Annotated in this window: 20 protein-coding genes; 3 read left to right on the forward strand and 17 right to left on the reverse strand. The window is 62.1% G+C overall.

All coding sequences use genetic code 11. From position 1 onward, the window contains the following. Positions 1–75: 75 nt before the first annotated feature. The gene (locus JJ889_RS00905; protein ID WP_291890877.1) at positions 76–684 is read left to right on the forward strand and encodes a hypothetical protein; all 609 of its coding nucleotides are present in this window, start codon (positions 76–78) and stop codon (positions 682–684) included. Here JJ889_RS00905 and JJ889_RS00910 read toward each other — a convergent pair. The 7 genes from JJ889_RS00910 to mutS all read right to left on the reverse strand — a co-directional run bounded on the left by JJ889_RS00910 (position 675) and on the right by mutS (position 10,428). Continuing rightward, positions 675–1,226, reverse strand: coding sequence for a TetR/AcrR family transcriptional regulator (locus tag JJ889_RS00910; RefSeq protein ID WP_291890878.1), 552 nt, complete (start codon positions 1,224–1,226; stop codon positions 675–677). The genes JJ889_RS00905 and JJ889_RS00910 overlap by 10 nt on opposite strands. After that, positions 1,223–1,597: a hypothetical protein gene (locus tag JJ889_RS00915; protein WP_291890879.1), complete on the reverse strand. Its 375-nt coding sequence runs from the start codon at positions 1,595–1,597 to the stop codon at positions 1,223–1,225. Before JJ889_RS00915 ends, JJ889_RS00910 begins: the two co-directional genes overlap by 4 nt. Positions 1,598–1,673: 76 nt before the next feature. Then, positions 1,674–2,228, reverse strand: coding sequence for a copper chaperone PCu(A)C (locus JJ889_RS00920; protein WP_291890880.1), 555 nt, complete (start codon positions 2,226–2,228; stop codon positions 1,674–1,676). 1 nt (position 2,229) lies between these two features. Beyond that, positions 2,230–3,267: a tryptophan--tRNA ligase gene (gene trpS / locus JJ889_RS00925; protein WP_291890881.1), complete on the reverse strand. Its 1,038-nt coding sequence runs from the start codon at positions 3,265–3,267 to the stop codon at positions 2,230–2,232. A 79-nt stretch (positions 3,268–3,346) separates the two neighbouring features. After that, positions 3,347–4,891, reverse strand: a complete 1,545-nt coding sequence (gene murJ / locus JJ889_RS00930) for a murein biosynthesis integral membrane protein MurJ (RefSeq protein WP_291890882.1) — start codon at positions 4,889–4,891, stop codon at positions 3,347–3,349. Positions 4,892–4,895: 4 nt separating this feature from the next. Further along, entirely contained in the window at positions 4,896–7,706 is a 2,811-nt protein-coding gene (glnD, locus tag JJ889_RS00935) for a [protein-PII] uridylyltransferase (protein WP_291890883.1), read from the reverse strand. A 31-nt stretch (positions 7,707–7,737) separates the two neighbouring features. Then, positions 7,738–10,428 (reverse strand): DNA mismatch repair protein MutS, encoded by a 2,691-nt coding sequence (gene mutS / locus JJ889_RS00940; protein WP_366940015.1) that lies wholly within the window; start codon positions 10,426–10,428, stop codon positions 7,738–7,740. A 100-nt stretch (positions 10,429–10,528) separates the two neighbouring features. On the opposite strand from mutS, the gene JJ889_RS00945 reads away from it, so the two are divergent. Continuing rightward, entirely contained in the window at positions 10,529–12,814 is a 2,286-nt protein-coding gene (locus JJ889_RS00945; RefSeq protein ID WP_291890885.1) for an NADP-dependent malic enzyme, read from the forward strand. Here the strand turns inward: JJ889_RS00945 and JJ889_RS00950 are convergent, their stop codons facing one another. From JJ889_RS00950 to rsmI, 8 genes are all read right to left on the reverse strand, one after another. Then, entirely contained in the window at positions 12,815–14,164 is a 1,350-nt protein-coding gene (locus JJ889_RS00950; protein WP_291890886.1) for an MFS transporter, read from the reverse strand. A 27-nt stretch (positions 14,165–14,191) separates the two neighbouring features. Beyond that, complete coding sequence (locus tag JJ889_RS00955) at positions 14,192–16,051, reverse strand: ATP-binding protein (protein WP_291890887.1); 1,860 nt, start codon at positions 16,049–16,051, stop codon at positions 14,192–14,194. A gap of 145 nt (positions 16,052–16,196) precedes the next feature. Further along, positions 16,197–16,880: a hypothetical protein gene (locus JJ889_RS00960; RefSeq protein WP_291890888.1), complete on the reverse strand. Its 684-nt coding sequence runs from the start codon at positions 16,878–16,880 to the stop codon at positions 16,197–16,199. 329 nt (positions 16,881–17,209) lie between these two features. Next, positions 17,210–18,724 carry a YifB family Mg chelatase-like AAA ATPase gene (locus JJ889_RS00965; protein ID WP_291890889.1) on the reverse strand — a complete coding sequence of 505 codons (1,515 nt, stop codon included), beginning with the start codon at positions 18,722–18,724 and terminating at the stop codon, positions 17,210–17,212. A gap of 75 nt (positions 18,725–18,799) precedes the next feature. Next, on the reverse strand, positions 18,800–19,744 hold the full coding sequence (gshB, locus tag JJ889_RS00970; protein WP_291890890.1) for a glutathione synthase: 945 nt from the start codon (positions 19,742–19,744) through the stop codon (positions 18,800–18,802). Continuing rightward, a complete protein-coding gene (locus JJ889_RS00975) occupies positions 19,744–20,418 on the reverse strand; it encodes a BON domain-containing protein (RefSeq protein ID WP_291890891.1) in 675 nt (224 codons plus the stop codon). The genes gshB and JJ889_RS00975 overlap by 1 nt, the downstream gene beginning before the upstream one ends. A 90-nt stretch (positions 20,419–20,508) precedes the next feature. Further along, the gene (locus tag JJ889_RS00980) at positions 20,509–20,895 is read right to left on the reverse strand and encodes a YraN family protein (RefSeq protein ID WP_291890892.1); all 387 of its coding nucleotides are present in this window, start codon (positions 20,893–20,895) and stop codon (positions 20,509–20,511) included. Continuing rightward, positions 20,892–21,707 (reverse strand): 16S rRNA (cytidine(1402)-2'-O)-methyltransferase, encoded by an 816-nt coding sequence (gene rsmI, locus JJ889_RS00985; RefSeq protein ID WP_291890893.1) that lies wholly within the window; start codon positions 21,705–21,707, stop codon positions 20,892–20,894. Before rsmI ends, JJ889_RS00980 begins: the two co-directional genes overlap by 4 nt. A gap of 79 nt (positions 21,708–21,786) precedes the next feature. On the opposite strand from rsmI, the gene JJ889_RS00990 reads away from it, so the two are divergent. Beyond that, positions 21,787–23,463 (forward strand): penicillin-binding protein activator, encoded by a 1,677-nt coding sequence (locus JJ889_RS00990; RefSeq protein ID WP_291890894.1) that lies wholly within the window; start codon positions 21,787–21,789, stop codon positions 23,461–23,463. Here the strand turns inward: JJ889_RS00990 and hemW are convergent. Both hemW and rdgB read right to left on the reverse strand, forming a co-directional pair. Continuing rightward, complete coding sequence (hemW, locus tag JJ889_RS00995) at positions 23,460–24,605, reverse strand: radical SAM family heme chaperone HemW (RefSeq protein WP_291890895.1); 1,146 nt, start codon at positions 24,603–24,605, stop codon at positions 23,460–23,462. The two genes, JJ889_RS00990 and hemW, sit on opposite strands and share 4 nt — an antisense overlap. Then, positions 24,602–25,207, reverse strand: a complete 606-nt coding sequence (rdgB, locus tag JJ889_RS01000) for an RdgB/HAM1 family non-canonical purine NTP pyrophosphatase (RefSeq protein WP_291890896.1) — start codon at positions 25,205–25,207, stop codon at positions 24,602–24,604. Before rdgB ends, hemW begins: the two co-directional genes overlap by 4 nt. Between the last annotated feature and the right edge of the window lie 73 nt (positions 25,208–25,280).

Raw genomic sequence — 25,280 nt, forward strand, 5'->3', positions numbered from 1 at the left:
GCCGTACGACTGTGGCGAGTTTCACGCGACTCGTCCAGTAATTGCTGCTAAGTCGCTAGAAAAGGAGAGGATTCAATGAGCTCTGTGCGGCATCCCGACCGGCGAAATCTGGGCACCCGGCCAACACTGACCTGGCTGGAAGAGAATGCCCTGGTGCAAACGCTGGAGGATGGCACGCCCGTTCACAGCTTCGCGCTCGCTGACATCCGCCAGGTGCGCCTGGCAGCGGAAATGGCAGGACAGACCTCCCAGGTCGTATTGCGCATCACCAATAGCGCTGGCGAGGAGATGGTGTTTGGCTCGATGACCTTTGTCTCGGCGGGTGTGTTCCGGGGTGAATACGAGACGTTCCGCGCCCTGCTTACCGGATTGCACGAAGCGCTTCTGCCCCACCGGGAACAGGTTGAGTTCGTCGAAGGCCAGTCGATGGCCTTCATGATCACAATGTTCATCCTGGGAGCCCTCATCGCCGTTATGGGCGTTGTTTTCTTCGTGGTGCTCTTCTTGTTGCAGGAAAATGCCTATGGCCTCTTTCTTGTCCCTGTCACGCTGATGGGTGGTGGGTTGATGCGCATGTTCTGGCCCCGCGGGCCACAGGCCTATAACCCGGAAAAATACCTGGCCGAGAACCAGTTCGACGCCCCCAGGGCCGAGGCTGGCACGGACGACGCTTCTCAGGACTGAGACAGACCGGTGATCAGCCGGTCCAGCAACCGGCCAACCCGCCGGAAATCCGCTTCACCGCTCTTCGGGAACAGCCCGGGATAGGCCAGAAACACGGCGTATTCGATAGCGGCCAGATCGCGGGCAGCCTGCGTGTCCATTCCGTTCTCCATTCGGTTGAGCTCGGCAAGGTAATCCAGCCGGCGATTATCCACCCGCGCCAGCACAACACGCGCCTGATCATCACTTGCCGCCCAGCGCCGGATCTCCGCCTCGACGCGCATGTCCAGCTTCGACGTCAACGCGCTGAGCCTGTGACGTCGCTCCAGAGCGCCTTCGCCAGCTGCATCCGCAGCGTCGATCAGGGCTAGAGTGTGACTGTGTTCCCAGTGCTCGAGCAGGGTCTCGCTGTAGACCTTCTGGTCCGCGAAATGGTGATAGAACGACCCTCGCGTCACCCCCGCACGTTTGCACAGACGGCTTATGCGCAGGCCGGCCGGCCCTTCGCGCCCCAGCTGGGCCAGCCCGGTCTCCAGCCAGTCTTCACGCGAAATCCTGGTCATGCCTGCAACAATCCCGGCATGGCCAACGCGACTATCGGAATGAAAAACACAAACTGGGGATGACGGCTCGCCTTGAGCCTGTGACGGGCATTCATGGCAAAATTCCACACTGCGATGGCCGCGGCCAGCCCCACCATCACGATGGCCACATCACGCCCGCCCGGGTTCAGCCCGGCATAGGCCAGGCCGATGGCCATCGCGGCCAGGGCGATGGTGACAATGTGCCAGCAGAAATAGTGCGTGAACTTGACCAGTGAGTTGATCTCGCCGGTTTCCAGCAGGGGTTTGGCCACCTGTCGGCCCCCCACAAAGAAATGCACCAGTGTTGTCAGGGCCGCGAGCGCCGCGGCAGCAATCAGCCAGTTATTCATCTCACCCTCAAATCATACCATGCGGTATGTTTTGAGGTAAAAACAATCCGCGCTCAATGGCGCGGATTGTCGCAGATCAGTTGTCGGCGGACATGCTCGGTGGCAGGGGGCTGACCTGGAAGCTCACCTCGACCTCGCCTGCACGCTCGAAAACCAGAGTGCCGGTGGCCGTATCGCCCTCGACCACCGTCGCCAGACCAAACACCATCAGGTGATGGCCCCCCGGGGCGAAAACCATCGTCTCACCGGCCGACACATCCTGAGGACCGATGGCGCGCATCTGCATCATGCCCTCATCATTCATCGAATGACCGTGCAGCTCGACACGCTCGGCGCCGTCGATACGGGCGCTGAGAAGGCGGTCCACAGAGCCCGCGCTGAGGGCAAGCGTGAAATAGGCGGCCGTGACATCGCGGCCACCCGGGTGCGGACGCATCCAGGCTTCCTGAACGTCGATGACCGGCATGACACCATCATCGGCAAGCGGCGGAAGTTCCGCCATCTCGCTCATTTCCCCATGATGCATGTCGCCATGACCCATGGACGCGCTTTCTTCGGTGTCAGAAGGCGCGCCGCAAGCGGCAACGGACAGGCTGGCCAGCGCGGCCAGCAATACAGACGTCTTGGACATGCTATCCCCAGAACCCCATGATTTCCTTGGCTTCAGTCACGACAGGTGCCGCGATCTTGTTGGCACGTTCGGCACCGGCAGCCAGGATCCGGTCAATCTCGGTCTTGTCCTCGACCAGGCGACGATATTCGTCGGAGATCGGGGCGAGATACTGCACGGCCACGTCAGCCAGGGCAGGCTTGAAAGCGCCAAAACCCTGACCACCGAACTCGGCGAGGATATCGGCCTTGGTCTGGCCCGTCAGTGCGGCATAAATGCCAACCAGGTTATTGGCCTCGGGACGATCAGCAAGACCGGCTTCCTCGGATGGGAGCGGTTCGGGATCAGTCTTCGCCTTCTTGATCTTGCGGGCGATCTTGTCTGCGTCATCGTCCAGATTGATGCGCGAATTATCGGACACATCGGACTTGGACATCTTCGCAGAACCGTCACGCAGGGACATGATGCGCGCGCCCGGCCCCTGGATGACCGGCTCGGTCATCGGGAAAATCGCTTCGCCATTGCCGAAATCGCGATTGAAACGCGCGGCGATGTCGCGACACAGTTCCAGATGCTGTTTCTGGTCCTCGCCCACCGGGACATGGGTCGCCTTGTAGACCAGGATGTCGGCCGCCTGCAGGACCGGGTAGGTGAAGAGCCCTACCGAAGCGCGCTCCTTGTCCTTGCCAGCCTTGTCCTTGAACTGGGTCATGCGCTCGAGCCAGCCCAGCCGCGCCACACAATTGAAGATCCACGCCAGCTCGGCATGGGCGGGCACTGCGGACTGGGCGAAAATCGCACTCTTTGACGGGTCCACTCCGGACGCGATGTAGGCCGCGGCGGCAGAGCGCACAGCGTCCGGCAGGGTGGCCGGGTCGTGCGGCATGGTGACGGCGTGCAAGTCAACAACGCAATAGAAACAGTCCCAGTTTCCATCCTCCTGCAACGACACCCAGTTCTTCAGGGCACCCAGATAATTGCCAAGGTGCAGGGAACCGGTCGGCTGCATGCCGGAAAGCACGCGTTGCGGGCCAGTGTAATCGGTCGGAGTAGCACTCATCGGATAGCCTCGTGTGGACGGAGGAAAACAGGAGCCGCGGTCTTAGCCTTGCGGGCTCCGGGTCTCAAGCGTGTTTGTGTCAAGAACGCTTCAGGGAAGAGGTCACATCGGAAATGCGCAGGGCACCGGTAACGATCGCGGCGATTCCATAAACAACCGCTCCCGCAGCGCTGACAGCGATAACGGCCAGTAGCGGAACGCCGAAAAAGAGCTGCGTAAGTTCCAGGCTGTAATACTGCGCCGCCCTGAGAGCTAGGCCCATGATGATGGCTGCCGCCAGAATACGCGGAAAGCGCGACATCAAACGTGCGTCCGGCTTAAACACATCGCGCCTGTGCAACGTCCAAGCCAGCAGCAGCGTATTCACCCAGCCGGCGATCGCAGTGGCGATTGCCAGGCCGACATAACGCAACGGCGTGCTAAACAGCGCCAGACCCAACGCCAAATTGACGACAACGGAGACGGTCGCGAATTTCATCGGGGTCATCGTGTCCTGGCGGGCAAAAAAGCCCGGTGCGAGCACCTTTACCAGAACAAACGCGGGCAGTCCGAGCGCAAACGGAACCAGCGCTCTGGCCACCATGATGGTATCGTTTGAATCAAACCGGGCCCGCTCAAAGAGCGCCCCGACCAAGAATTCCGGCATGGCGAGCAGCGCGGCGGCAGCTGGCAGGGTCAGCGCCATGGAAATCTCTACCGCCCGGTTCATCGCATTGGACGCACCCTCGTCATCGCCATTACGCAGGCGGGCACTCAGCGTCGGCAACAACACGACACCCATGGCAATACCAACCACACCAAGCGGCAACTGGTAGAGACGGTCCGCGAAATAGAGCCAGGATCGGGCGCTAGCCTGGTTAGTCGCGATCGCCGAGGTCACCAGGATATTGATCTGCGTGACACCTGCCGCCACCGCGCCAGGAATCCCCAGCACAATCAGTTTTCTTACCCCAGGTGTCAGGCGCGGCAGGCGTAGCGCCAACCCGATGCCCAGCCGCTGCATGGCAGCATAGATCCAGGCCAGCTGGATGACGCCGGAAAGCGTGATGCCCCAGGTCAGATAGTAGGAAAGTTCTCGCCCACGCAGCTCACTGAAGAACATGATCCCGATCAGTGTCAGGTTCAGCAGAACCGGCGCGGCCGCAGCAACGGCAAACTTGCCGTGCGCATTCAATACCCCGGAAAACATCGCGCTGAGCGACATCATCAACAGATACGGCATGGTAATCTGCGTAAAGAGCACCGCCGTTTCGAAAATCTCCGGCTGGCCGACAAAACCCGGACCGAGGAAGACCATCAGCCACGGCATCGCCAGTTGCGCCGCGACAACAAGGACCAGCATGGCGGTAAACAGGACGGAAGCGACCTGTCGGGCGAACTCCCTCGCCTCATCCTGGCCATCGCCCTCGAGGCGCTCGGTATAAAGCGGCACGAAGGCCGAGTTGAACGCCCCCTCAGCGAATATCCGCCGGAAGAGATTGGGAAACTGAAAGGCCTGCAGGAAGGCATCGAGCACCGAACCCGGACCGATAAAGGCCGCGAACATGATCTCGCGGACAAAACCGAGGATCCGGCTGACCATTGTGAAAAGGCCAACAACTGCAGAGGAGCGCAATAATCTCATAGGCTTACCGCAAGAGACTCGCCGGAGCGCGCGCGATGCCGCGCTGGGCCGCCTGCGCTTCGAGTTGCGCCTCTCCCTCGCTCAGGACATTCATCAGCGCTTCTTCCACCTCGGCCTTGAGCGCCTCATCCGTCAGCTGGGCGCCTTCCAGGGTGACATAGAACACATCCGTCGCCCGTTCGCCATATCCATCAATCCGCGCTGAGTGCAGGGACAGCCCCTGTTTGGCGATCATGTCGGAAAGGTCCGCAAGCAAGCCCGGACGGTCACGACCGGAGGCTTCGATGACCGTGGCGCTGTCCGAGAGGTCGTTGGAAAAGTTGAGATAAGGCGTCACCTTGAACGCCGCACCTGACCGTTTCAGCGCCGTTTCGCGCGAACGTTCTACCTCACGGGCACCTGAAACTATCTCGCGCACATAGGCCACAAGCTCATCCATCAGATAGGGGTCATCCCAGCCGAACGGCTGGCTGCCCGCATCCTGGATATAGAAAATGTCCAGCACCTTGCCGGACCGGGTCGTATTGATGGTCGCGCCAACAATATCCGCGCCACGCCGGGCGAGCGCAGAGACGAGATCCGCGAACAGGCCAAACCGGTCCTCGGTCCAGATCATCAATTCCGTCGCCTTGCGTCGGCGGTCGACCCGAATGGCGGTCGCGGCCTCATCATCACCGCGCGCGCGGGCCTGACGAGCAAAGGCGGCATGGCGGAACCGGTCCTCCTCCGTCGAGGTCACCCAATAGGTGTCGTCCAGTTCCTCACGCCAGAAATCTGCAAACTCCGGATAGGAGCGCTGGAGCCGGTCACAGACACGGCTGCGTCCCGCATCCGCCTTTTCGGCCAGTGCCTCACGAGCGAGCTCGACCGCATCACCGGAGCGCTGGAGCACCGGCTCCACCGCGGCATAGAGATCGCGCATCAGCTGGGCTTTCCAGCCATTCCAGACACCTGGCCCGACCGAGCGTATGTCAACAACTGTCAGGACTGTCAAAAGACGCAATCGCTCAACACTGCCAACCACTTGAGCAAAATCGGCAATGGTTCTTGGATCACCGATATCGCGGCGCTGGGCCGTGTCGCTCATCAGGAGATGGTTCTCGATCAGCCAGGCGACCAGTTCGCTTTCCTCGGCATCCAGCCCCAATCGCTCACATGCTGTCAGCGCCCGTGCAGCGCCCTCGATACACTGATCCCCATTGCCCTTGCCTGTATCGTGCAACAGCACCGCGAGATGCAGGGCGCGGCGGTTCTTGATCTCGCTGATAATTCCTGTCGACAACGGGTGTTCGTCGACATGCAGCCCCTGCTCGATCTCCCGTAACAAACCGATCGCCTGCAGGGTGTGCTCGTCGACCGTGTATCGATGATACATGTTGAACTGCGTACGCGCGACGATATCGCCATACTCCGGGATGTAGCGCCCCAGAAGCCCCGCCTCGGTCATCAGGCGCAGCACGGCCATCGGGGCCGGAGCATCCAGCAAGACCGCAAAGAAGGCCCGTGCGACACGGGGATCGCGGCGATAGTCATCATCCACATGCGACAATGTCCGGCCGATGCGCGCAACGGCTTCCGGGTGTAAATCAAACTGGCGGGATGCGGCCACATGGAAGAACTGCATCAGCTTGGCCGGGTCGTCGGCAATCTGGGTGGGATTGGCGAAATCCAGCCGGCCATCACGCAGGATGAAGGAACCGGTATCCGCCGTTTCCAGCGTCAACATATTGGGCAGGAAACGCGCCAGGTTTTTCGGCTTGGCCTTGCGAGAATCCGCTTCCAGCTTGGAACAAACCAGACGGGTCAGCGACCCCACATGCATGGCTGTGAAAAAATAGCGCCGCATAAAGCGCTCGACACCGCTCTCGGTCTCGGTGTCCTCGAACCCCATACGTTTGGCGATTTCCGGCTGCAGCTCGAAGCTCAACCGTTCATCCTTGCCACCGGCCAGCTGATGCAAATGGAACCGCACCGTCCAGAGAAAATCATCGGCTGCCACATAACGCTCGACATCATCAACCGAGAGCAGGCGATCACCCACCCAGCGTTCAAACGCATCGGCGCCGTAGAGAAACAGCGCCAGCCAGCGCATCAGCTGCAGGTCCCGCAGCCCGCCCTTGCCCGCTTTCAGGTGCGGCTCAACGGTATAACGCGACCGCCCGGCCTTCTCGATGCGCGCGTCGCGTTCGCGCAGCTTGGCCTCGACAAAGGCGATCTCGTCACCGGAAACGACTTCATCGCGAAACCGCTTGGCCAGTTTTGTGACCCGGTTCTGATTACCGGCGATGTATCGCAGGGAAAGGAGGGCCGTGCGCTCGGATGCATCTTCACGCGCCAGCTCGAGCGTTTCCTCGATCGTCCGACAGGCGCCGCCACCGACATCGATTTTCAGATCCCAGAGCGCGTAGAGCACACGCTGCAGGAATTCATCCGTCTTCCCGTTCGCACTGCCGGGTTTGAGCAGCATCAGGTCGACGTCGGAATAGGGCGCCAGCTCGCCTGCACCAAATCCACCCTGGGCACACAGGGCCACGCCACGCGCGCCTTCCGGATCCTCGGCCGCCAGGCTGTCAAAAAGCGCGCCCAGGCACACGGAAACGCCGTCAGCCAGGGCATGGGCAGCAGCCGCGCCCCCATGATCACCGGCCAGCAATGTGTTGGCAGATTTCCGGAATATCTCCAACGACGCCCGCAGGGTCGCCAGGCCGGCCATACGCGCCGAGGGTGAGTCCCAGCCATCCTGCGACATAGCCGACGCCAGTCGGGCGCGCAGTTTCAGGGATTCCAGTGAGGCAGGCAGGAAAGACGCGGTCATGACCTTGTTTTAGATCCGGGCGCCGCCTGCGTCACCTGTCTTTGGCGAGTTGTTTGAGCGCATAGACCAGGTCCAGCGCTTCACGCGGGGTCAGACTGTCCGGATCAACCTCGGCCAGGCGTTCATCCACCGGGGATGGTCCCGCGGGTTCGGCAACTTCCACCGCTGCAAAGAGCGGCAGATCCGCCAGCGCGGCCGCCGGTGCCCCCTCCGCCTCGAGACGATCCAGAATGGTCTGGGCACGCTTGATGGCCAGTTTGGGCAGACCCGCCCGGCGCGCAACCTCGATACCGTAGGACCGATCCGCGGCCCCCGGCCCGACCTCGTGAAGAAAGACCAGCTCGCCTTTCCACTCGCGCGCCTTGAGCGAACAATTACCCGCCGCTTCCAGCTCGTCTGCCAGCCGGGTCAGCTCGTGATAATGTGTGGCAAACAGCGCCCGACAGCCATTGACGCCGTGCAGATGCTCCGCGGCAGACCAGGCGATGGACAAACCATCAAATGTCGCCGTGCCGCGCCCGATCTCATCGAGAATGACAAAACTGCGTTCGGTCGCCTGGTTGAGAATGGCTGCCGTCTCGATCATCTCCGCCATGAAGGTGGAGCGGCCGCGGGCCAGGTCATCCGCCGCGCCCACACGTGAATACAGCCGGTCCGCAATACCGATCCGGGCCTTGCGGGCTGGCACGTAACATCCGGCCTGGGCCAACATCAGGATTAGCGCATTCTGCCGGAGGTAGGTCGACTTACCGGCCATGTTCGGGCCGGTCACCAGCATCAGGCGCGGGCCTTCACCGCCCTCACCATCAAGCTGGCAATCATTCGGGGTGAAACGGCCCTCGCCCGTGCGCGCCAACGACTGCTCGACCACCGGGTGGCGACCGCCAACAACCGTGAACACCGTGCCTGTCTCGATTTCCGGTCGGCAGGCATCCGTATCGCTCGCCCACTCGGCCAGGGCAGAGGCGACATCGATATCCGCCAGCGCCCGTGCGCAATCACGGATCACCGGTCCCAGCACTTCGACCCGGTCACGCAGGGCGTTGAAGACTTCCAGCTCCATCGCCAGCGTCCGCTCGCCGGCACTGGCGATCTTGGCTTCCAGCTCGGCCAGCTCGGTTGTGGTGAAACGCACCGCATTGGCCATGGTCTGGCGGTGGATGTAGAGCTCCTCTCCCATCAGGGCATCGGCATTCTTGGCCGTTACCTCGATGAAATAGCCCAGCACGTTATTGTGTTTGACCTTGAGCGTGGAAACGCCGGTCGCCTCGGCATAGGTCTGCTGCAGACCCGCCACGATGCGGCGACTTTCATCGCGCAGGCCGCGCGTCTCATCCAGTTCCGGACGCCAGCCCTCGGCGACAAATCCACCATCACGCGCCATCAGCGGCGGTTCATCGCGGATCGCACGCTCGAGATCATTGACCAGTTCAGCGAGCTCGGACTTGTCGGACATGACAAGCGCGGCGGTGCAGGTGGAGACTTCCGCCGGCATCTGCCCCAACGGATCACCGGTCAAACGAGCGGCAAGAGCCTCGCCTTCCGACAGCGTCGCCGACAGCGCCTTGAGGTCTCGCGGACCACCCCGGCCCAGCAGCAGGCGTGACAGCGCCCGCTCTGCATCACCTGCAGCCTTGAGACGCTCGCGCACATCCCGGCGCAGATTTTCCTGGGCGAGGAAGAAACCGACCGCATCCAGACGCGCCTCGATAACGCCGGCATCCGTCAGGGGGCGGGAAAGCCGCTCTGCCAGGCAACGCGCACCCGGCGCCGTGACGGTTTCGTCGATCGCATCCAGCAAGGAACCCGCGCGAGACCCTGACAATGTCCTGTCAATTTCGAGCGAGGCACGGGTCGCTGGATCGACCGCGAGAACACTGCCCTGCTTGCCCTGGCGCGGGGGTACCAGCTTGGCCGGCGCCCCGGCCTGGGACAGCGCGAGATAATCCAGCAAGGCCCCCAGCGCGGACAGCTCTGCCCTGGAGAAATCCCCGAACCCGTCGAGGTCCTGCACGCCGAATTGCGCCTTCAGCTGACGTTGTGCCGAGCCTGTATCGTATTTGGCCCGAGGCAGGGGCGTAACGGTGGCACGCGAGGCGATCTCGACCGTCTCGGAATAACGTGCTTCATCGACCAGCAATTCCGCCGGGGCCATGGCCGCGATCTCGGCCGGTACATTGGCGGGATCAACCGCAGACACCACAAACTCGCCCGTGGAGACTTCCGCCCACGCGATAGCCGCCTCACCACTGCCGGTGCGCGCCAGGGCCGCAATCCGGTTGGAGCGACGCGGGTCGAGCAGGCTGTCCTCGGTCAAGGTGCCCGGCGTGACGACCCGCGTGATATCCCGCCGCACAACGGCTTTTGAGCCGCGGGCCTTGGCAGCCTTGGGGTCTTCCATCTGCTCGCCGACAGCGACCTTGAACCCGGCCTTGATCAGGCGCGCTAGATACGCCTCGGCCGTCGCTGCCGGTACGCCACACATCGGGATTGGCTCGCCCTGGTGCTCGCCGCGCTTGGTCAGGGCAATGTCCAGGGCTGCCGCAGCACGCACGGCATCGTCGAAGAACAGTTCGTAGAAATCACCCATCCGATAGAAGAGCAGGGCGTCCGCCGGAGCCCGGGCGCGCAATTCAAGGAATTGCACCATCATCGGCGTCGCGCCCTCTGCAGAAGGGAATGTCCGGTCTGTCGGAACGGGTATTGTCGTCAGTGCGTTCATTGCGGCAGACACTTGCGAGGTTTCGGCTTGCGCGCAAGGGTGCGAAGCGGCTAGAGCGGCTATAGCAGTGGGAAAACCCCCGATCATCAAGGACATCGCCATGAATGACAGAACCAGCCCGGTTGAAGACGAAGAGGCCCTGGCCTTTCACCGTGAACCTGTCCCCGGCAAGCTGGCTCTGCAGCCGACCAAGCCCATGGCAACCCAGCGCGACCTCTCGCTGGCCTACAGTCCGGGCGTCGCTGTTCCGGTCAAGGCGATCGCAGAGAATCCGGACGCGGTCTACGACTACACCTCCAAGGGCAATATGGTCGCGGTGATCTCCAACGGCACGGCCATTCTGGGCCTGGGCAATCTGGGCGCCATGGCTTCCAAGCCGGTGATGGAAGGCAAGGCGGTCCTGTTCAAGCGGTTCGCCGATCTCGACGCCATCGACATCGAGGTCGAGGAAGAAGATGCCGACGCCTTCATCGAATGCGTCAAGCGCTTCGGCAATACGTTTGGCGGCATCAACCTGGAAGACATCAAGGCACCGGAAAGCTTCATCGTCGAACAGCGCCTGCGCGAACTGCTCGATGTCCCGGTCTTCCACGATGACCAGCACGGCACTGCCATCATTTCCGCCGCTGGCATGATCAATGCCTGCCAGATCACCGGTCGCCGCATGGAAGACCTGAAAGTCGTCGTCAACGGCGCTGGCGCCGCGGGCATCGCGGTGCTGGAACTGATCAAGGCGATGGGCGTGAAGTCCGACAACGCGCTGCTGTGCGACAGCAAGGGCGTCATCCATACCGGTCGCGAAAACCTCAACCAGTGGAAGGCCGCCCACGCCGTCGAAACGGACAAGCGCACGCTGGCCGAAGCCCTGGACGGTGCAGACTGCTTCCTCGGCCTCTCGGTCGCCGGCGCCCTGACCAAGGAGATGGTCGCGTCCATGGCGGATGAGCCGATCATCTTTGCCATGGCCAATCCGGATCCGGAAATCCTGCCGGAAGACGTTCGCGCCGTCCGTGACGACGCCATCGTCGCCACTGGTCGTTCCGACTATCCCAACCAGGTCAACAACGTCCTGGGTTTCCCCTACATCTTCCGCGGTGCGCTGGATGTGCGCGCCCGGACCATCAATGAAGAGATGAAGATCGCCGCCGCCCAGGCGCTGGCGGCCCTGGCCAAGGAAGACGTCCCCGACGAGGTCGCCGCCGCCTATCACGGCGCCCGTCCGAGCTTTGGCAAGGACTACGTGATCCCGTCACCCTTCGATCCGCGTCTCATCTCCTATGTCCCGCCCTATGTGGCCCAGGCCGCCATGGACACGGGCGTCGCGCGCAAGCCGATCCCGGACATGAGCGCCTATCGCGCCTCGCTGGCCCGTCGTCTCGACCCGACCGCCTCCTTCCTGCAGCGCATCCAGGGAGCGGTGATGGGACATGGTCGCCGCATCGTCTTTGCCGAGGGTGAGGAACCGGCCGTCATCCGCGCCGCCTATGCCTTCCAGAACCAGGAACTGGGCAAGGCCGTGCTCGTCGGCCGGGAAGAGATCTGCCGCGCCAATATGCGCTTGGTCGGGGTGCCGGAGGATTCTATCGAGATCGTCAATGCGCGCCTCTCCGACCGCAATGCCGACTATGCCGAATTCCTCTACAATCGTGTGCAGCGCAAGGGCTATCTGCGTCGTGACGTGCAGCGCATGGTCAATAATGACCGCAATGTCTTCTCGGCCTGTATGGTCAAGCTGGGTGATGCGGACGGCATGGTGACGGGTACCACCCGCGCCTATGATGCTGCCCTGCGCGATGTTCAGCTGGTGCTGGACCCGGCCGAGGGCCAGCGGGTGATGGGCATGTCGATTGCCTTGGCCAAGGAACGCACGCTCTTCATCGCCGACACCAATGTCACCGAGTTCCCAGACAGCGAGGCCCTGGCCGATATCGCCACGGAAGCGGCCGAGGCTGCGCAAGGCTTTGGCTTCACGCCCCGTGTCGCCTTCCTGTCCTATTCCACCTTCGGCAATCCGGCCGGCCAGCGCTCGGAGAAACTCCAGCGTGCGGTCGAGATCCTGGATGAGCGCGGCGTGGAATTCGAATACGAGGGCGAGATGAGCGTGGATGTCGCCTTGGACAAGTCACACCGTTTCCTCTACCCGTTCTCGCGCCTGAAAGGTCCGGCGAACGTGCTGGTCATGCCGGCCATTCACTCCGCCTCGATCGCCACCAAGCTGTTGCGCGCGGGCGGTGGCGCGACGGTGCTGGGACCGATGCTGCTGGGCTTTGAACGTCCGGTCCAGATCGCCCGCCTGGGCGCCTCGGTCAGCGAGATCACCCACCTGGCAACCCTGGCGGCCTACGACCCGGACGCCCACGAGGTTGAGGAAGCCGCCGGGGAGTAATCAGGCTTCGACAGGCTTTTTGCCTTCCTTTTCGGACCAGTCGATCTCGCCCTTGGCGGCGGCGGGTCCGAACATGATCAGGACAATCACCAAAACCCCGGCCGGAACCGCATAACTCGCGGTGATCAGGAAGAAGTGGAAATACCCGACGGCGTCCGCCAGAACGCCTGAGAAACCGGCGATGATCTTGTTCACGAAGGCGTAGGCCGAGGACAGGAGCGCGTACTGTGTCGCTGCATTCGCGGGATCCGTCAGTGATGACAGATAGGCGATGAAGACCGTACCGACAAAGCCACCGGCGATATTGTCACCGACGATAGAGATGGCGATGCGCCAGGTATCTTCCGGGGTTCCGGTCAGGGCCAGCCAGGCATAGGCACCATTGGTCGCAAGTGTGATCAGCGCCCCAACCACCATCGCCTTGAGTACACCCATCCGGTACGCGACCACGCCGCCGAGGAAACCGCCCGCGATTGTCGCGATAATGCCGGGTCCACTCTGGATTCCACCCACGACCGTGCCGGAATACCCAAGATCCGCGTATAGAGGGCTGGCCATGATGCCCATGGTGAAATCGCTCATCCGGTAAATCGTGATGAGGATGAAGACCGGCACTATCCAGTAACCCATGCGGGAGAAGAATTGCTTGAACGGATCGATAATGGCCGTCGTCACCCGCATGCCGAGGCTTTGCTCGGGCGGTGTCACCACCAATTCCTTGTTCGGTTCCTTCATGAACAGGATGAGGAAGGCACAAACGCCCATGGTTCCGGACATCACCGCAAACGAGATCGGCCAGGAGGTCTGATCCGCAATCGCGAGGCCGAAACCGGCAAACATGATCGCGCCGCGATAACCCATGACATAGGCCGCGGCCATGTTCGCCTGCTGCTCCGATTCCGCGGACTCGATGCGCCATGCATCGATCGCAATATCCAGTGTCGCTCCCGAATAGGCCAGGATCGCGGCGCCCGCGAGCGTGATCAGGAGCCCCTCGGACGGGCGCGAGAAACCGATGACAAGCAAGCCGATCATCGTCCCCGCTATGGCGAGGACCATCCAGGAACGGCGGCGACCAAGCGACTTTGTCAGGAAGGGGATCGGCAGTTTATCGACCACCGGAGACCAGATCCATTTCAGCGTATAAGCGCCGGTGACCCAGTACATGAAACCGATCGTTGTCCGATCAATTCCCTCTGCTCGAAGCCAGAAGCTCAACTTCTGGAACACCATCATCAGCGGAAGACCGGAGGCGAAGCCCAGGATCAGCATGGAGAGCATGATCGGCTTGCCATAGAGCTCGACGGTTTGCCGCCAAGACTTGCGCTGGGCAGTTACGGCATCGGACATGTCCTTGAAACTCCGGTCGTCTGAAATCTAACCCAAACTGGACCGTTTTTCCTTGTTGCACAAGCGCTTGAGGGTGTCGCCGAGGATTACCGGGTCGACAGGTTTGGTGAGGAATTCATCCATTCCCGCGTCCAGGCAGACCTTGCGATCCGCTTCAGTAGAATTGGCCGTCAGGGCGATCAGCGGGATGTCCCAGCCATTGGCGCGGGCCATGCGCGCGAGTTCCGGACCATCCATGCCGGGCATGCGCTGGTCCAGCAGGGCGGCGTCAAAGGACAGTTGTTCCAGCGCCTTGAGGGCAGCGGTGCCGCTCTCGACGACCTCGACCTCGGCGCCGAGCCGTTCCAGTGTCTTGCGCGCAATAAGGGCGTTGACCGGATCGTCCTCGGCGACCAGCACACGAAGCCTGTCCAGCTCGACCAGTTCCGGCTGAACCTGTGTCTTCACAATCCTGTCAGGGCGTCCGGTGATCTGTGCAATCAGGGTGGAGCGACGCAGGGGTTTGACGAACCAGCCGTCAATCGCTTCCGGCAATCCTTCAGCGATCCTGGATTTTTCCGCCGGCGTGACGAGCACCCAGGAATGCGCGGCGCTGGCCTCCACGACCCGGTCGAACCAGGCCCAGTCGATGAGCAGTTCGCGGCCCGAGGCCGCAGCAAGCCGGTTGGGATTATCAATGGCGAAACAATGCCCGCCCAGGGCTTCGATCTGGTCGACCAGAATGGACCGCATGGTCGGATCGGCCACAGCGACAGCCAGTTCACGGCCCGTGAGCGGTTGATCGGACACACAGCGCTCGACCGGCAATTCAAACGTGATCCAGAAGCGCGAGCCCTGACCCAGCTCGCTTTCCAGGCCCATGGCGGACCCCATGGCTTCAACCAGGCGGCGCACCATGGCCAGGCCCAGGCCAGCGCCATCCTCCTTGCCCTCACGCTCGGCCGCACCGCGTTCGAATTCCTCGAAGAGCGCGGCCTGGTCATTCTCGGAAATGCCCGGGCCGGTATCACTGACGGCGATGGACAGGCGCGGCTTGCCGTCCGGGCAGGGCGCATTGGAGATGTCCAGGCGAACCCCACCCGTCTCGGTGAATTTCACGGCATTGCCGATCAGGTTGAACAGGACCTGTTTGAGCCGCGCAGCGTCTCCCGTGATCTGCGCCGGCGCGTCGCGGGTGAAGACCGCGCCGATCTCCAGGCCCTTTTCATGAGCCTTGGGCGCCGCCAGCTCGATGATTTCGCGGACAAGATCCGCAACATCAATACTCTCGGGGCGCAGGTTCAGCTTGCCGGCCTCAAGGCGCGAGAGATCAAGAATGTCGTCGATCATCTCCAGCGCGTGTTCCGCCGAGGCGGAGAGCGAGCGCACATAATCTGCCTGGTCCGGCTGGAGCGGCGTTGTTTGCAGCAGGCGCGCAACACCGAGCGTCCCGGCCAGCGGCGTCCGCAGCTCGTGCGTAACGGCAGCAAAGAACATGTTCTTGGCGCGCTGGGAGGCTTCCAGATTGTCGTGGTGTTCGCGGCGGGCGGTGATATCGCGTCCGACCGAGATCACGCCGATACCGCCATCCATCTGGCGCTCATCCCACTCGATCCACAAGGGACCGGTGCGCGTGCGCATCAACATTTCATAACGACGGGAGCCGTCTTCCTTGAGCGGCGGTGCGACGGAGAACCAGCGTCCGACCCAGTCGCCCGCATCGCCTCCGAAAGCCTCCAGGAAGGGCCGGTTCACGTGCAGGACCCGGCCATTGGAGCCGCGCATGAGCACCAGCTCGCCCATCGAGTCGAAGGCGGTCATCAGGAATGTGGTCAGCCCTGTCTCCACGCCGGATTTGGGGCGCGAAAACGGGGACCTTCCGGAATTGTCGGACGGTTTTTTTGTCATGACCCATCCGGCCTAACCTGTTTCGGGTTAACGAAGCGTCGTCAGCATCATGATTTCAGGTGCTTGCGGTGGAGGCGTTGGCCGGGTTTTTAATCTGGGTATGAGCAGCCAGGCCCCCAACGATCCACACTTAAGGCGAGATTCCTCAGACACTCGCTTCATCGGTTTCAAGCAATCGAACGTTGGAGGCGCCGAACCTCGATCCGAGTAGAGCGGCAAGTGCAGCGACTGGAACAGCGGAATCATCAACATCAAATTCGATACAAGTCGCCGAAACCTCAAACCCGACCACCTGTCCGCCATGCTTCTCCAAAAGGTCTTGAATCCTGTGTCCCAGCTCGAGATTCCCCGCCGGATCAGCTGACCCCGACAGATCGACCTCAATGCGTTTCACGGGCCGTTCGTACACAGGGTTGATCGGAACGACGTCAGAGGACAGATGCTCCGGAACGATGTGCGCTCGCAACGCCTCCGCTAACCGTCCCAAAACTGGGTGCGCTTCCGACAGTTCAACACAGGCCTTGTGAAGCGCTCCTATAACAAGCCCCGCTCGTCGGCCCTCATCAGCCGCCATGAAATCGTTGAAATCAATTCTCTTGGATACACCAAGGTCTCGATCTTTTCGCTTCCAGTCGACAACCTCTTCATATTGCGGACTGTCTGCGGGAAACAGAATGATCGTCAAACTGAAGTAGTTAAGGGTCGGCTCTGTGAAGGAGGTTTGGGTGTCGTTCGTCGCGCGGGCAACCAAAGCCTCAGCTTCCTCAAAAGCTCGCTTCAAAGGCTCCCGGTGCTCAAACCGCGTTAGAGGAAAAAAGATGACACGCATCAGCAAAGAACACTCATCGGGGCAAGCCTGTGAGTTACGGCGAAATACGCAAAACACATCTGTCTTTCACCGTGTTAGCGGCCGCTACGGGATGATCCTCTGGTCGCGGGCTTTTTAAACGTCAAATAGGCCGCCAATGGAGTAACAACCAATCCAGCAACAAGCCACCTCGCATCCGTTAGAATGCCCGCTCTTATTAGAAACACCGAACCAAACAATGGCGCAGCAACCAAGCACAGAATGAGAACACGCCTCATTTTGGTTCCCCTCCTCCACTCACTACACGTCTGACGGTTTCAGGCTAACGTAGCATCGTCAAAGCCGATATTTCAAACATTTGCGGTGGCGGCATTGGCCAGAGCCCGGCGGCAGGCCAGCGCTTCGGCGATATGCACACGCCGCACGGCTTCCGATCCATCAAGATCGGCCACGGTCCGGGCGACCCTAAGGACACGGTGATAACTGCGCGCCGTCAGGCCCTGCATGGCGGCGGCCTGGTTGAGCAGATCCTGACCGGCCCGGTCCGGCTCGGCGACATGGTCGAGGCGGTCGGTTGGCAGCTGCGCATTTAGAAAACCGCGCTCAAGCTGGGCCTCACGGGCCTTGAGCACCCGGGCCGCAGCCTGCTGCGTTCCCTCCTCCGGCGGTGGCAGGGCCAGATCGGCCGGAGTGACCGGAGGAACGGTGATCTGGAGATCGATCCGGTCCAGCATCGGACCGGAAATCCGGGCCTGGTAGTCGATCGCGCAGCGCGGCCCGCGCTTGCAGGCCACACCATCCTCGCCACCCCCTCCGCACCGGCAGGGATTCATTGCTGCGATCAGCTGGAAACGGGCCGGATAGTTCACATGGGCATTGGCCCGCGCGACCGTGATGGCACCGGTTTCCAGCGGCTGGCGCAGGCTGTCGAGCACCTGCGGATGAAACTCTGGCAATTCATCCAGGAACAGCACGCCGCGATGGGCGAGTGACGCTTCTCCCGGCTTGGCCTTGGTGCCACCACCCACCATCGCAGCCATCGAGGCGGAGTGGTGCGGCGACCGGAAGGGGCGATGCCGCGTCAGACTGCCCCGTTCGATCAACCCGGCAACGGAATGGATCATGGAGACGTCGAGCAATTCGTCCGCAGCCAAAGGCGGCAAAAGTCCCGGCAAGCGCTCCGCCATCATGGACTTTCCCGACCCGGGCGGCCCAACCATCAACAGGTTGTGCCCGCCCGCTGCAGCGATTTCGAGGGCTCGTTTGGCGCTTTCCTGGCCTTTCACCTGACGCAGGTCCGGCTGATCCGTCGGTTCCAGCAATTCGCCCGGCGCCGGTCGCGCCAGCATCTGCGTGCCTTTGAAATGATTGATCAGCTGGATGATCGACGCGGGCGCCAGAATGGCCAGCTCACCGCCCGCCCAGGCTGCTTCCGGGCCGCTGGCCTCGGGACAGATGAGTGCACGCCCCGCACTGCTGGCGGCCATCGCGGCCGGCAGGGCTCCCGGGGTCGGATTGATACTGGCGTCCACACCCAGCTCACCAAAGGCGAGATGTTCCTCCGCCACATCCTTGGGCACCACGCCGATCTCGGCGAGGATGGCGATCGCAATCGGCAGGTCGAAATGCGAGCCTTCCTTGGGGCGGTCAGCGGGGGCGAGGTTCACGATCAGGCGCCGTGACGGCATGGACAGCCCCAGCGCGGAAAAGGCTGCGCGCACCCGCTCCCGGCTCTCGGCCACGGTTTTGTCACCCAGTCCAACAACAGAGAAAATGGGTTGAGAGCCACCGGCCAGCTGGACCTGGACATCCACCAGCCGGGCTTCGGCACCTTCGAACGCGACTGTAAAGGTTCTGGACGCCATGCCTTTCCTCCAGCCCTGTCGAGCCAGAGGAGTGCATCACAATCACAGGTTACACGTCAAGCGTGTTTAAATCCGTCAGGACACTTTTTCGGAGACGACATCCCAGAAACGCGCGCAGGTATCGATACCGGAAAAGCGCTTGAGTTCCTGGACACCGGTCGGGGAGGTCACATTGATCTCGGTCAGCTTGCCGCCGATGACATCAATGCCGACCAGCACCAGGCCGCGCTCCTTCAGCATCGGACCAATCGCCGCGCAAATACGCAGATCATGCTCATCCAGATCGGACTGCTCGGCAACGCCGCCCACATGCATGTTCGATCGGGTCTCGCCCTTTTGCGGCACGCGATTGATCGCGCCAACCGGCTCGCCATCGATGAGCAGGACACGTTTGTCACCTGCAGACACGGCTGGCAGGAAGGCCTGCGTCACCAAGGGCTCGCGGGACTGCGCAAAGAACATTTCCAGCAGCGAGGCCAGATTGCCGTCACCCGGCTTGAGCCGGAACACGCCAGCACCACCGTTGCCATAGAGTGGCTTGATGATGATGTCCTCATACTTTTCCCGGAAAGCACGAATGGCTTTCTCGTCGCGACTGATCAGCGTCGGCGGGATAAGCTCGGGATAGTCCAGCGGAATGATCTTTTCCGGGCTGGACCGCACCCAGGCCGGATCGTTGAGCACAAGCGTCTTGCCCTTGAGGCCTTCAAGAATGTGCGCAGCTGTCTGGTAGGCCATGTCGAAGGGCGGGTCCTGGCGCATCAGGATGACGTCTACATCCTCGGCCAGATCAAGCTCCAGCTCCTCACCCAGATCCGCATGGTCGCCTTGCACGTGTTTCACCGTGACCGGGCGGGCGCGGGCAACAATCCTGCCCTCGCGCCAGGACAGGTGGTCAGGCTGATAGACCCAGAGCGCCATGTCGCGCGCCTGGGCTTCTTCCATCAGGGCAAAGGTCGTGTCGGCATCAACATCAACCGTTTCAATCGGGTCCATCTGGACCGCTACGCGCAGGCTCATCAATTACTCTCCGGTCCGCCGAGAAGTTCCGGCCCGGAGTTAGGATCGATTGCGTCCGGATCAAGGCTGGGATTGGGTTCACCCGCACATGCCGCCGCCCGGCGTTCACCACGCGCCGGCAGGCTGGAAGGCGTACCGGCGACCTGCACAAAGCTGATCACATCGGTGACGCCATCCACCAGGGCCGCATGCGAGCTCGCCCGCTCCAGCTCGGCCTGGGACCGGGCCAGGCCCAGCAGATAGACGGTGTGGCCATAGGTTTCGACGTTGAAATTGACGCTGCGGATATTCCGATCGGAAAGCAGTCGCGCCCGAACCCGCTGGGTGATCCAGGCATCGCGTGTGCGATCGCGAAAACCCGCCGCCTGGCCGACATTGATCTCATTGGCGACCGCACGCACGGCCACAGACGACCAGGTCAGGCATTCCGCCATGCGCTTGTCATCCTCACGCGGCACGGTGCCGGTCAGAAGGGCGATCCCTTCGGTGACCTCGACATCCACGCCTTCCAGCGCGAAACCCTCGGTACGCAGCATCGCTGACTTGATCGACAGGGACGCATTGGCGTCATCGAGCTCGCGGCCGATGGATCGCTCCGGCTGGATCGTGGAACAGGCCGCAAGCAGCGACGTGGCCAGAATAAGCATGCTGGTCAGGCCTCGGCGAAGGCTCATGGGAGGTCTCTCCTGTCAATCTCGTGCGCCCCGAATCACATCAATACACCACGCATTCCCAAGCATCACCTTACACGCCGGAAATTCCTGTCACAGGAGATCGCGGGCGATATGCTCCTCCGGCTCCCAGGCCGCGCGTTCATGACGGGGCCATTGCCAGGGCGCGACCAGGACCAGGTCATACCGCATGGCCAGGTGATGCAGGCTGGGACGACCAGACCGCCAGATCGTCGCCGCCCGGGTCAGACGCCGGGTCTGGTGAAAACTCAGCGCCTGGCGCGCCTCGTCCAGGCTCGCTCGTGCCTTCACCTCGATGAAGGCCAGCACATCGCCCCGACGCGCAACGAGGTCGATTTCACCGGCTGCGGTGCGGGCACGGTGGTCCAGCAGACGATAGCCCTTAAGGAACAGCACCAGCATGGCGAAATATTCGGCCCAGCGACCGAAAGCCTCCGCGCGCTGGCGCCGCGCACTCACCGGCTCGCGTCTTTCAGCGCCAGCGCCCGGGCATAGACATCCCGGCGCGGCCAGCCGGATTGTTCGGCGACCAGGGCGGACGCGTCCTTGATCCGCATTTCGGCCAGGGCGATGGCCAGTGCCTTGTCGATCCGGTCCTGGTCCCAGCTGTCATCACTGGGCGGACCGATGACGATGACGACTTCACCGCGTGGAGCGCCACTTTGCGCGAACTCGGCGGCAAGCTCAGCCAGCGTACCCCGGCGCGCTTCTTCATGCAGCTTGGTCAGTTCCCGGCAGACGGCACCCTGACGATCCCCGAAAATCCGGGCGGCACTGGCCAGACAGTCGGGCACCCGGGAAGCACCTTCATAGAAGACCAGGGTCGATTTCGCCGTGGCAAACCCCTCCATCCAGCTCTCGCGAGCGGATGTCTTGGGTGGCGGGAAGCCGGCGAAGGTGAAACTGTCCGTCGGCAGGCCAGCGATGCACAGGGCGGACAAGACCGCCGAGGCCCCGGGGATTGCTATGACCTCATATCCGGCCTCGATCACATCGCGTGCGAGTTTGAAACCCGGATCGGAAATCAGCGGAGTACCCGCATCCGAGACGAGGGCAATGCGCGCGCCTTCTTCCAGCCGCTCAAGAACGATCGGCCTTATCTTTTCCCCGTTATGGTCATGATATGACTGCAGTCTGGCATCAATCTCATAGGCATCGAGAAGGCGCCGGGTAACCCGCGTATCCTCTGCCAGGACCAGGTCGGCGCCCGCCAGCACGTCCAGCGCGCGCAGGGTTATGTCACGCAGATTGCCGATCGGCGTCGAAACCACATAAAGCCCGGGCTCAAATGCTTGCCCGCTCGGGCCAGTCCGGCTAGCTTCGGGCTGTAATTTCCGGGGTGATCCAGTCATGTTCTCAGATATCGTTTCGCGAGTTCTCGACGCAGGCCTGCGTCTGCCATCAGCCGCACGCCCAGGCTCGCTGATCCTGACCGCGTCGCTGACACTTGCCGCCTGCGGTACTACATCCACCCCGCCTCCGCCACCCGTCATCGTTGACCAGCCGCCGGTTCAGGAACCGGTGGAAGAGCCGAAACCGGAACCGGTCGACGAAATCGAGGAACTGACCGGACTGATCCCTCCGCACATGGCTGATCGTGACCTCGCCCGTGTCGCCGTCCTCCTGCCCTTCTCCGCGGAGAATGGCGGCGCCCGCGCAGAAGCCATCCGCCTGCTGCGCGCTGCCGAGCTGGCGCTGTTCGAGCGCGGCGGTGGCAATCTGGTGCTGATCCCGAAAGACACGCAGGGCACGGCGGATGGTGCCCGAGACGCCGCTCGCGCCGCCATCGAGGATGGCGCCGACATGATCATCGGTCCGCTCTTCGCCCCTGCGGTAAGCGCCGCTGGTGAAGTCGCCCGCCAGTCCGACGTTCCCGTTGTCGCCTTTTCTACCGATACCACGACGGCCGGAGACGGCGTCTACCTGCTGAGCTTCCCGCCGGAGATCGAGGTCGAACGCATCGTCGAATACGCCGCTCGCCAGGGCGTGTGGAAATACGCCTATCTAGGTTCGCAGAACCGCTATGGCATGGCGGTTTACAATGCGCTGCAGAACTCTGCGGCGGACACGATGGGTCACGTCTCGGCTGAAGCCTTCTACACTGGCGATGTCGAAGCCATGTCACGCGCCTCTGCACGGCTGGCCGAAGGCGTTTTCCCGCCGCTTCGTCCGGAACAGGCTGACGAGCTGCGCCGCCGTCAGTGGATCCCAGACCCGGAAGCTGCATTCCAGGCCGTCATCCTGCCGGAAGGCGGAACCCGCCTGCGCGCACTCGGCCCGCTGCTCATTTCCCAGCAGGTCGACCCGCTGGTTGTGCGTTTCCTGGGCACGGGCCTGTGGAATGACGAGGACCTGCTGCGCGAGCCGGCGCTCAATGGTGGCTGGTTCGCCGGCCCTGACCTGGACATGCGCGCGCGTTTCGACGCCTCCTATGAAGAGACTTATGGCAGCGAGGCTTCCCGCATTGCCAGCCTCGCCTATGACGCCATGGCACTGGCGGCTCACCTGGATGGCGGCGAGCTGGGATACAGCCGCGAGGCGCTTGAGGACCCACAGGGTTTCCAGGGCGCCGATGGCCTGTTCCGTTTCGGTGAGAACGGTGTGATCGAACGTGGACTGGCCATTTACGAGGTTCGTTCCCGCGGTTTCCGCGAAATCGAGCCGGCACCGCTCAGCTTTGACCAGCCTCGCGTTGATCCGCTGTTGATCGAACAGCTGCAACGCGAGCGTTATGCCCGTGAAGTCGAAGCTGCTATCGAACTTGGCCTCCCCATCCCGACGGATCCGTTTGCCAATCTCGATGACGAGGCCGAAGAGCCGCAGCTGCGTGTCATCATTGGTGACGAGGATGCGGGTGTCATCGAGGAAGAAGCGACCGAAAAACCGGTGGACTACACCCTCTTCCGCCTGGAAATGCCGGAAGACTATCCGCGTCCGGGTGACGAGGAGATCTTCTATGATGAAGACGGCAATCCGGTCGATGCGGACGGCAATCCCATCGAGCTTGATGAAGAGGTTGAGGGCTAGGGAATAAGCGCCATCGAAACCGCGTCGCCCAGCACCTGACCCTCCCGGGTCAGGGACAGGTGCTCGCCATCCCTGACGAGATATCCCAACTCGCTCATGCGCTGACATTCCGCTTCGTCAATGCCAAGGCCGGTGAACCCCGCAACCTCTGCCAGGTCGAGGCCTGAAGCGATCCTCATGCCCATCAACACACGCTCGGTACGTTCATCATCAGCACTGAGCGTCTCAAGGGATTTCACCCCCCAGCCGGTCGACATCACCTGGTCGATATAGTCCTGCGGGCGCCGCGCGGCCTCTGTCGCTATACGGCCAGCCTTGCTGTAGGCCCCCAGACGGCCGTGCGCCCCCGGACCAGCGCCGATCCAGTCTCCGCCTTCCCAGTAAAGCCGGTTATGCCTGGATTGTGCGGCCAGGTCCTGCGCATGATTGGAAATCTCATAGCGCTCGAACCCCGCCTCGCCGAGCACTTCTTCGGTCAGGCTGTAGAAATCCGCGGCATCGTCTGGCTCCAGTGCGAGCTTGTCGCCGCGCGCCACGCGTTTTCCAAACGCCGTCCCGCTCTCGATTGTCAGCTGATAGGGTGAAACATGCCCCACTCCCAGTGCGGCGGCTTGCCCCAGCTCGCCGCGCCAGTGCTCGAGGGTCTGGCCATGCCAGGCGTAAATCAGATCGAGAGAAACCTGGTCGACAGCCTTTTGCGCCGCCTCAACGGCACGGACAGCTTCATCGGCGGAATGATCCCGCCCCAGCCGGGCGAGGGCATCCGCATCGAAACTCTGCACACCAATCGACAAACGATTGATGCCGATCGACGCGTAGTCCGCGAAACTCGCCAGGTCGTTAGGGTTGGCTTCCAGCCCGATCTCGGGCACCGCATCAAATCCCCAAATCTCCGCCGCCGCACTGATAATACGTTCCAGAGCAACAGGTGAGAGCAATGATGGCGTACCGCCCCCCAGGTGAAGGCTGGTCAACCGCCGCGCACCGGTTCGCTCCCGCCAGCCGCGCATATCCGCCAGGATCGCATCCAGCAGCGCGCCCTCGGACCCCTTGAGCCGATAGACGTTGAAATCACAATAGGGGCAGATGCGCGCACAGTAGGGCCAGTGGACATAAAGCCCCAGTGCGCCGGAGAGGCTCACGCCTTGAACTCCGCCGCGATCATCGCCTCCAGGGCCCGGCCCCGATGGCTCATGGATTTCTTCTCCTCGGACGTCATCTGTGCGAACGTCCGGTCATGCCCCATCGGCTGGAAGATCGGATCGTATCCGAAACCGGCATCCCCGCGCGGCGGCCAGACGATCTCCCCTTCGACCTCGCCCCGATAGACGCGCGTTTCCTGACCGGGTTCCGAGACAGTAATCACACAGACAAACCGCGCTGTACGATCCGCAGCGCCCAAAGCCTCCAGCTTTTCATGCACCCGTTTCATGGCACGGCCGAAATCACGTGGCTCACCGGCCCAGCGCGCAGAGTAAATACCCGGATCCCCGTCCAGCGCATCCACGGAAAGCCCGGAATCATCTGCGAGACAGACGAGGCCTGTAGCGGCGCGGGCCGCCTCGGATTTGAGCGCCGCATTCCCCTCGAAGGTGGATTCCGTCTCTTCCGGCTCATCGAGGTTAATATCAGCAGCGGATTTCAACTCCAGCCCGCGGGGCGCAAGAATATCCTCTAATTCCCTGATTTTACCGCGATTATGGCTCGCCAACACCCAGGCTTTCGGCGTCTTTTGCTGCTTCATTACGACCACCTTCATATCGCATTTCGAAAAATTCATATCGAAAAACGATATTTTTTGCTTGCACCCGTCAATC

Source organism: Maricaulis sp., assembly GCF_017643475.1.
Taxonomy (GTDB): domain Bacteria; phylum Pseudomonadota; class Alphaproteobacteria; order Caulobacterales; family Maricaulaceae; genus Maricaulis.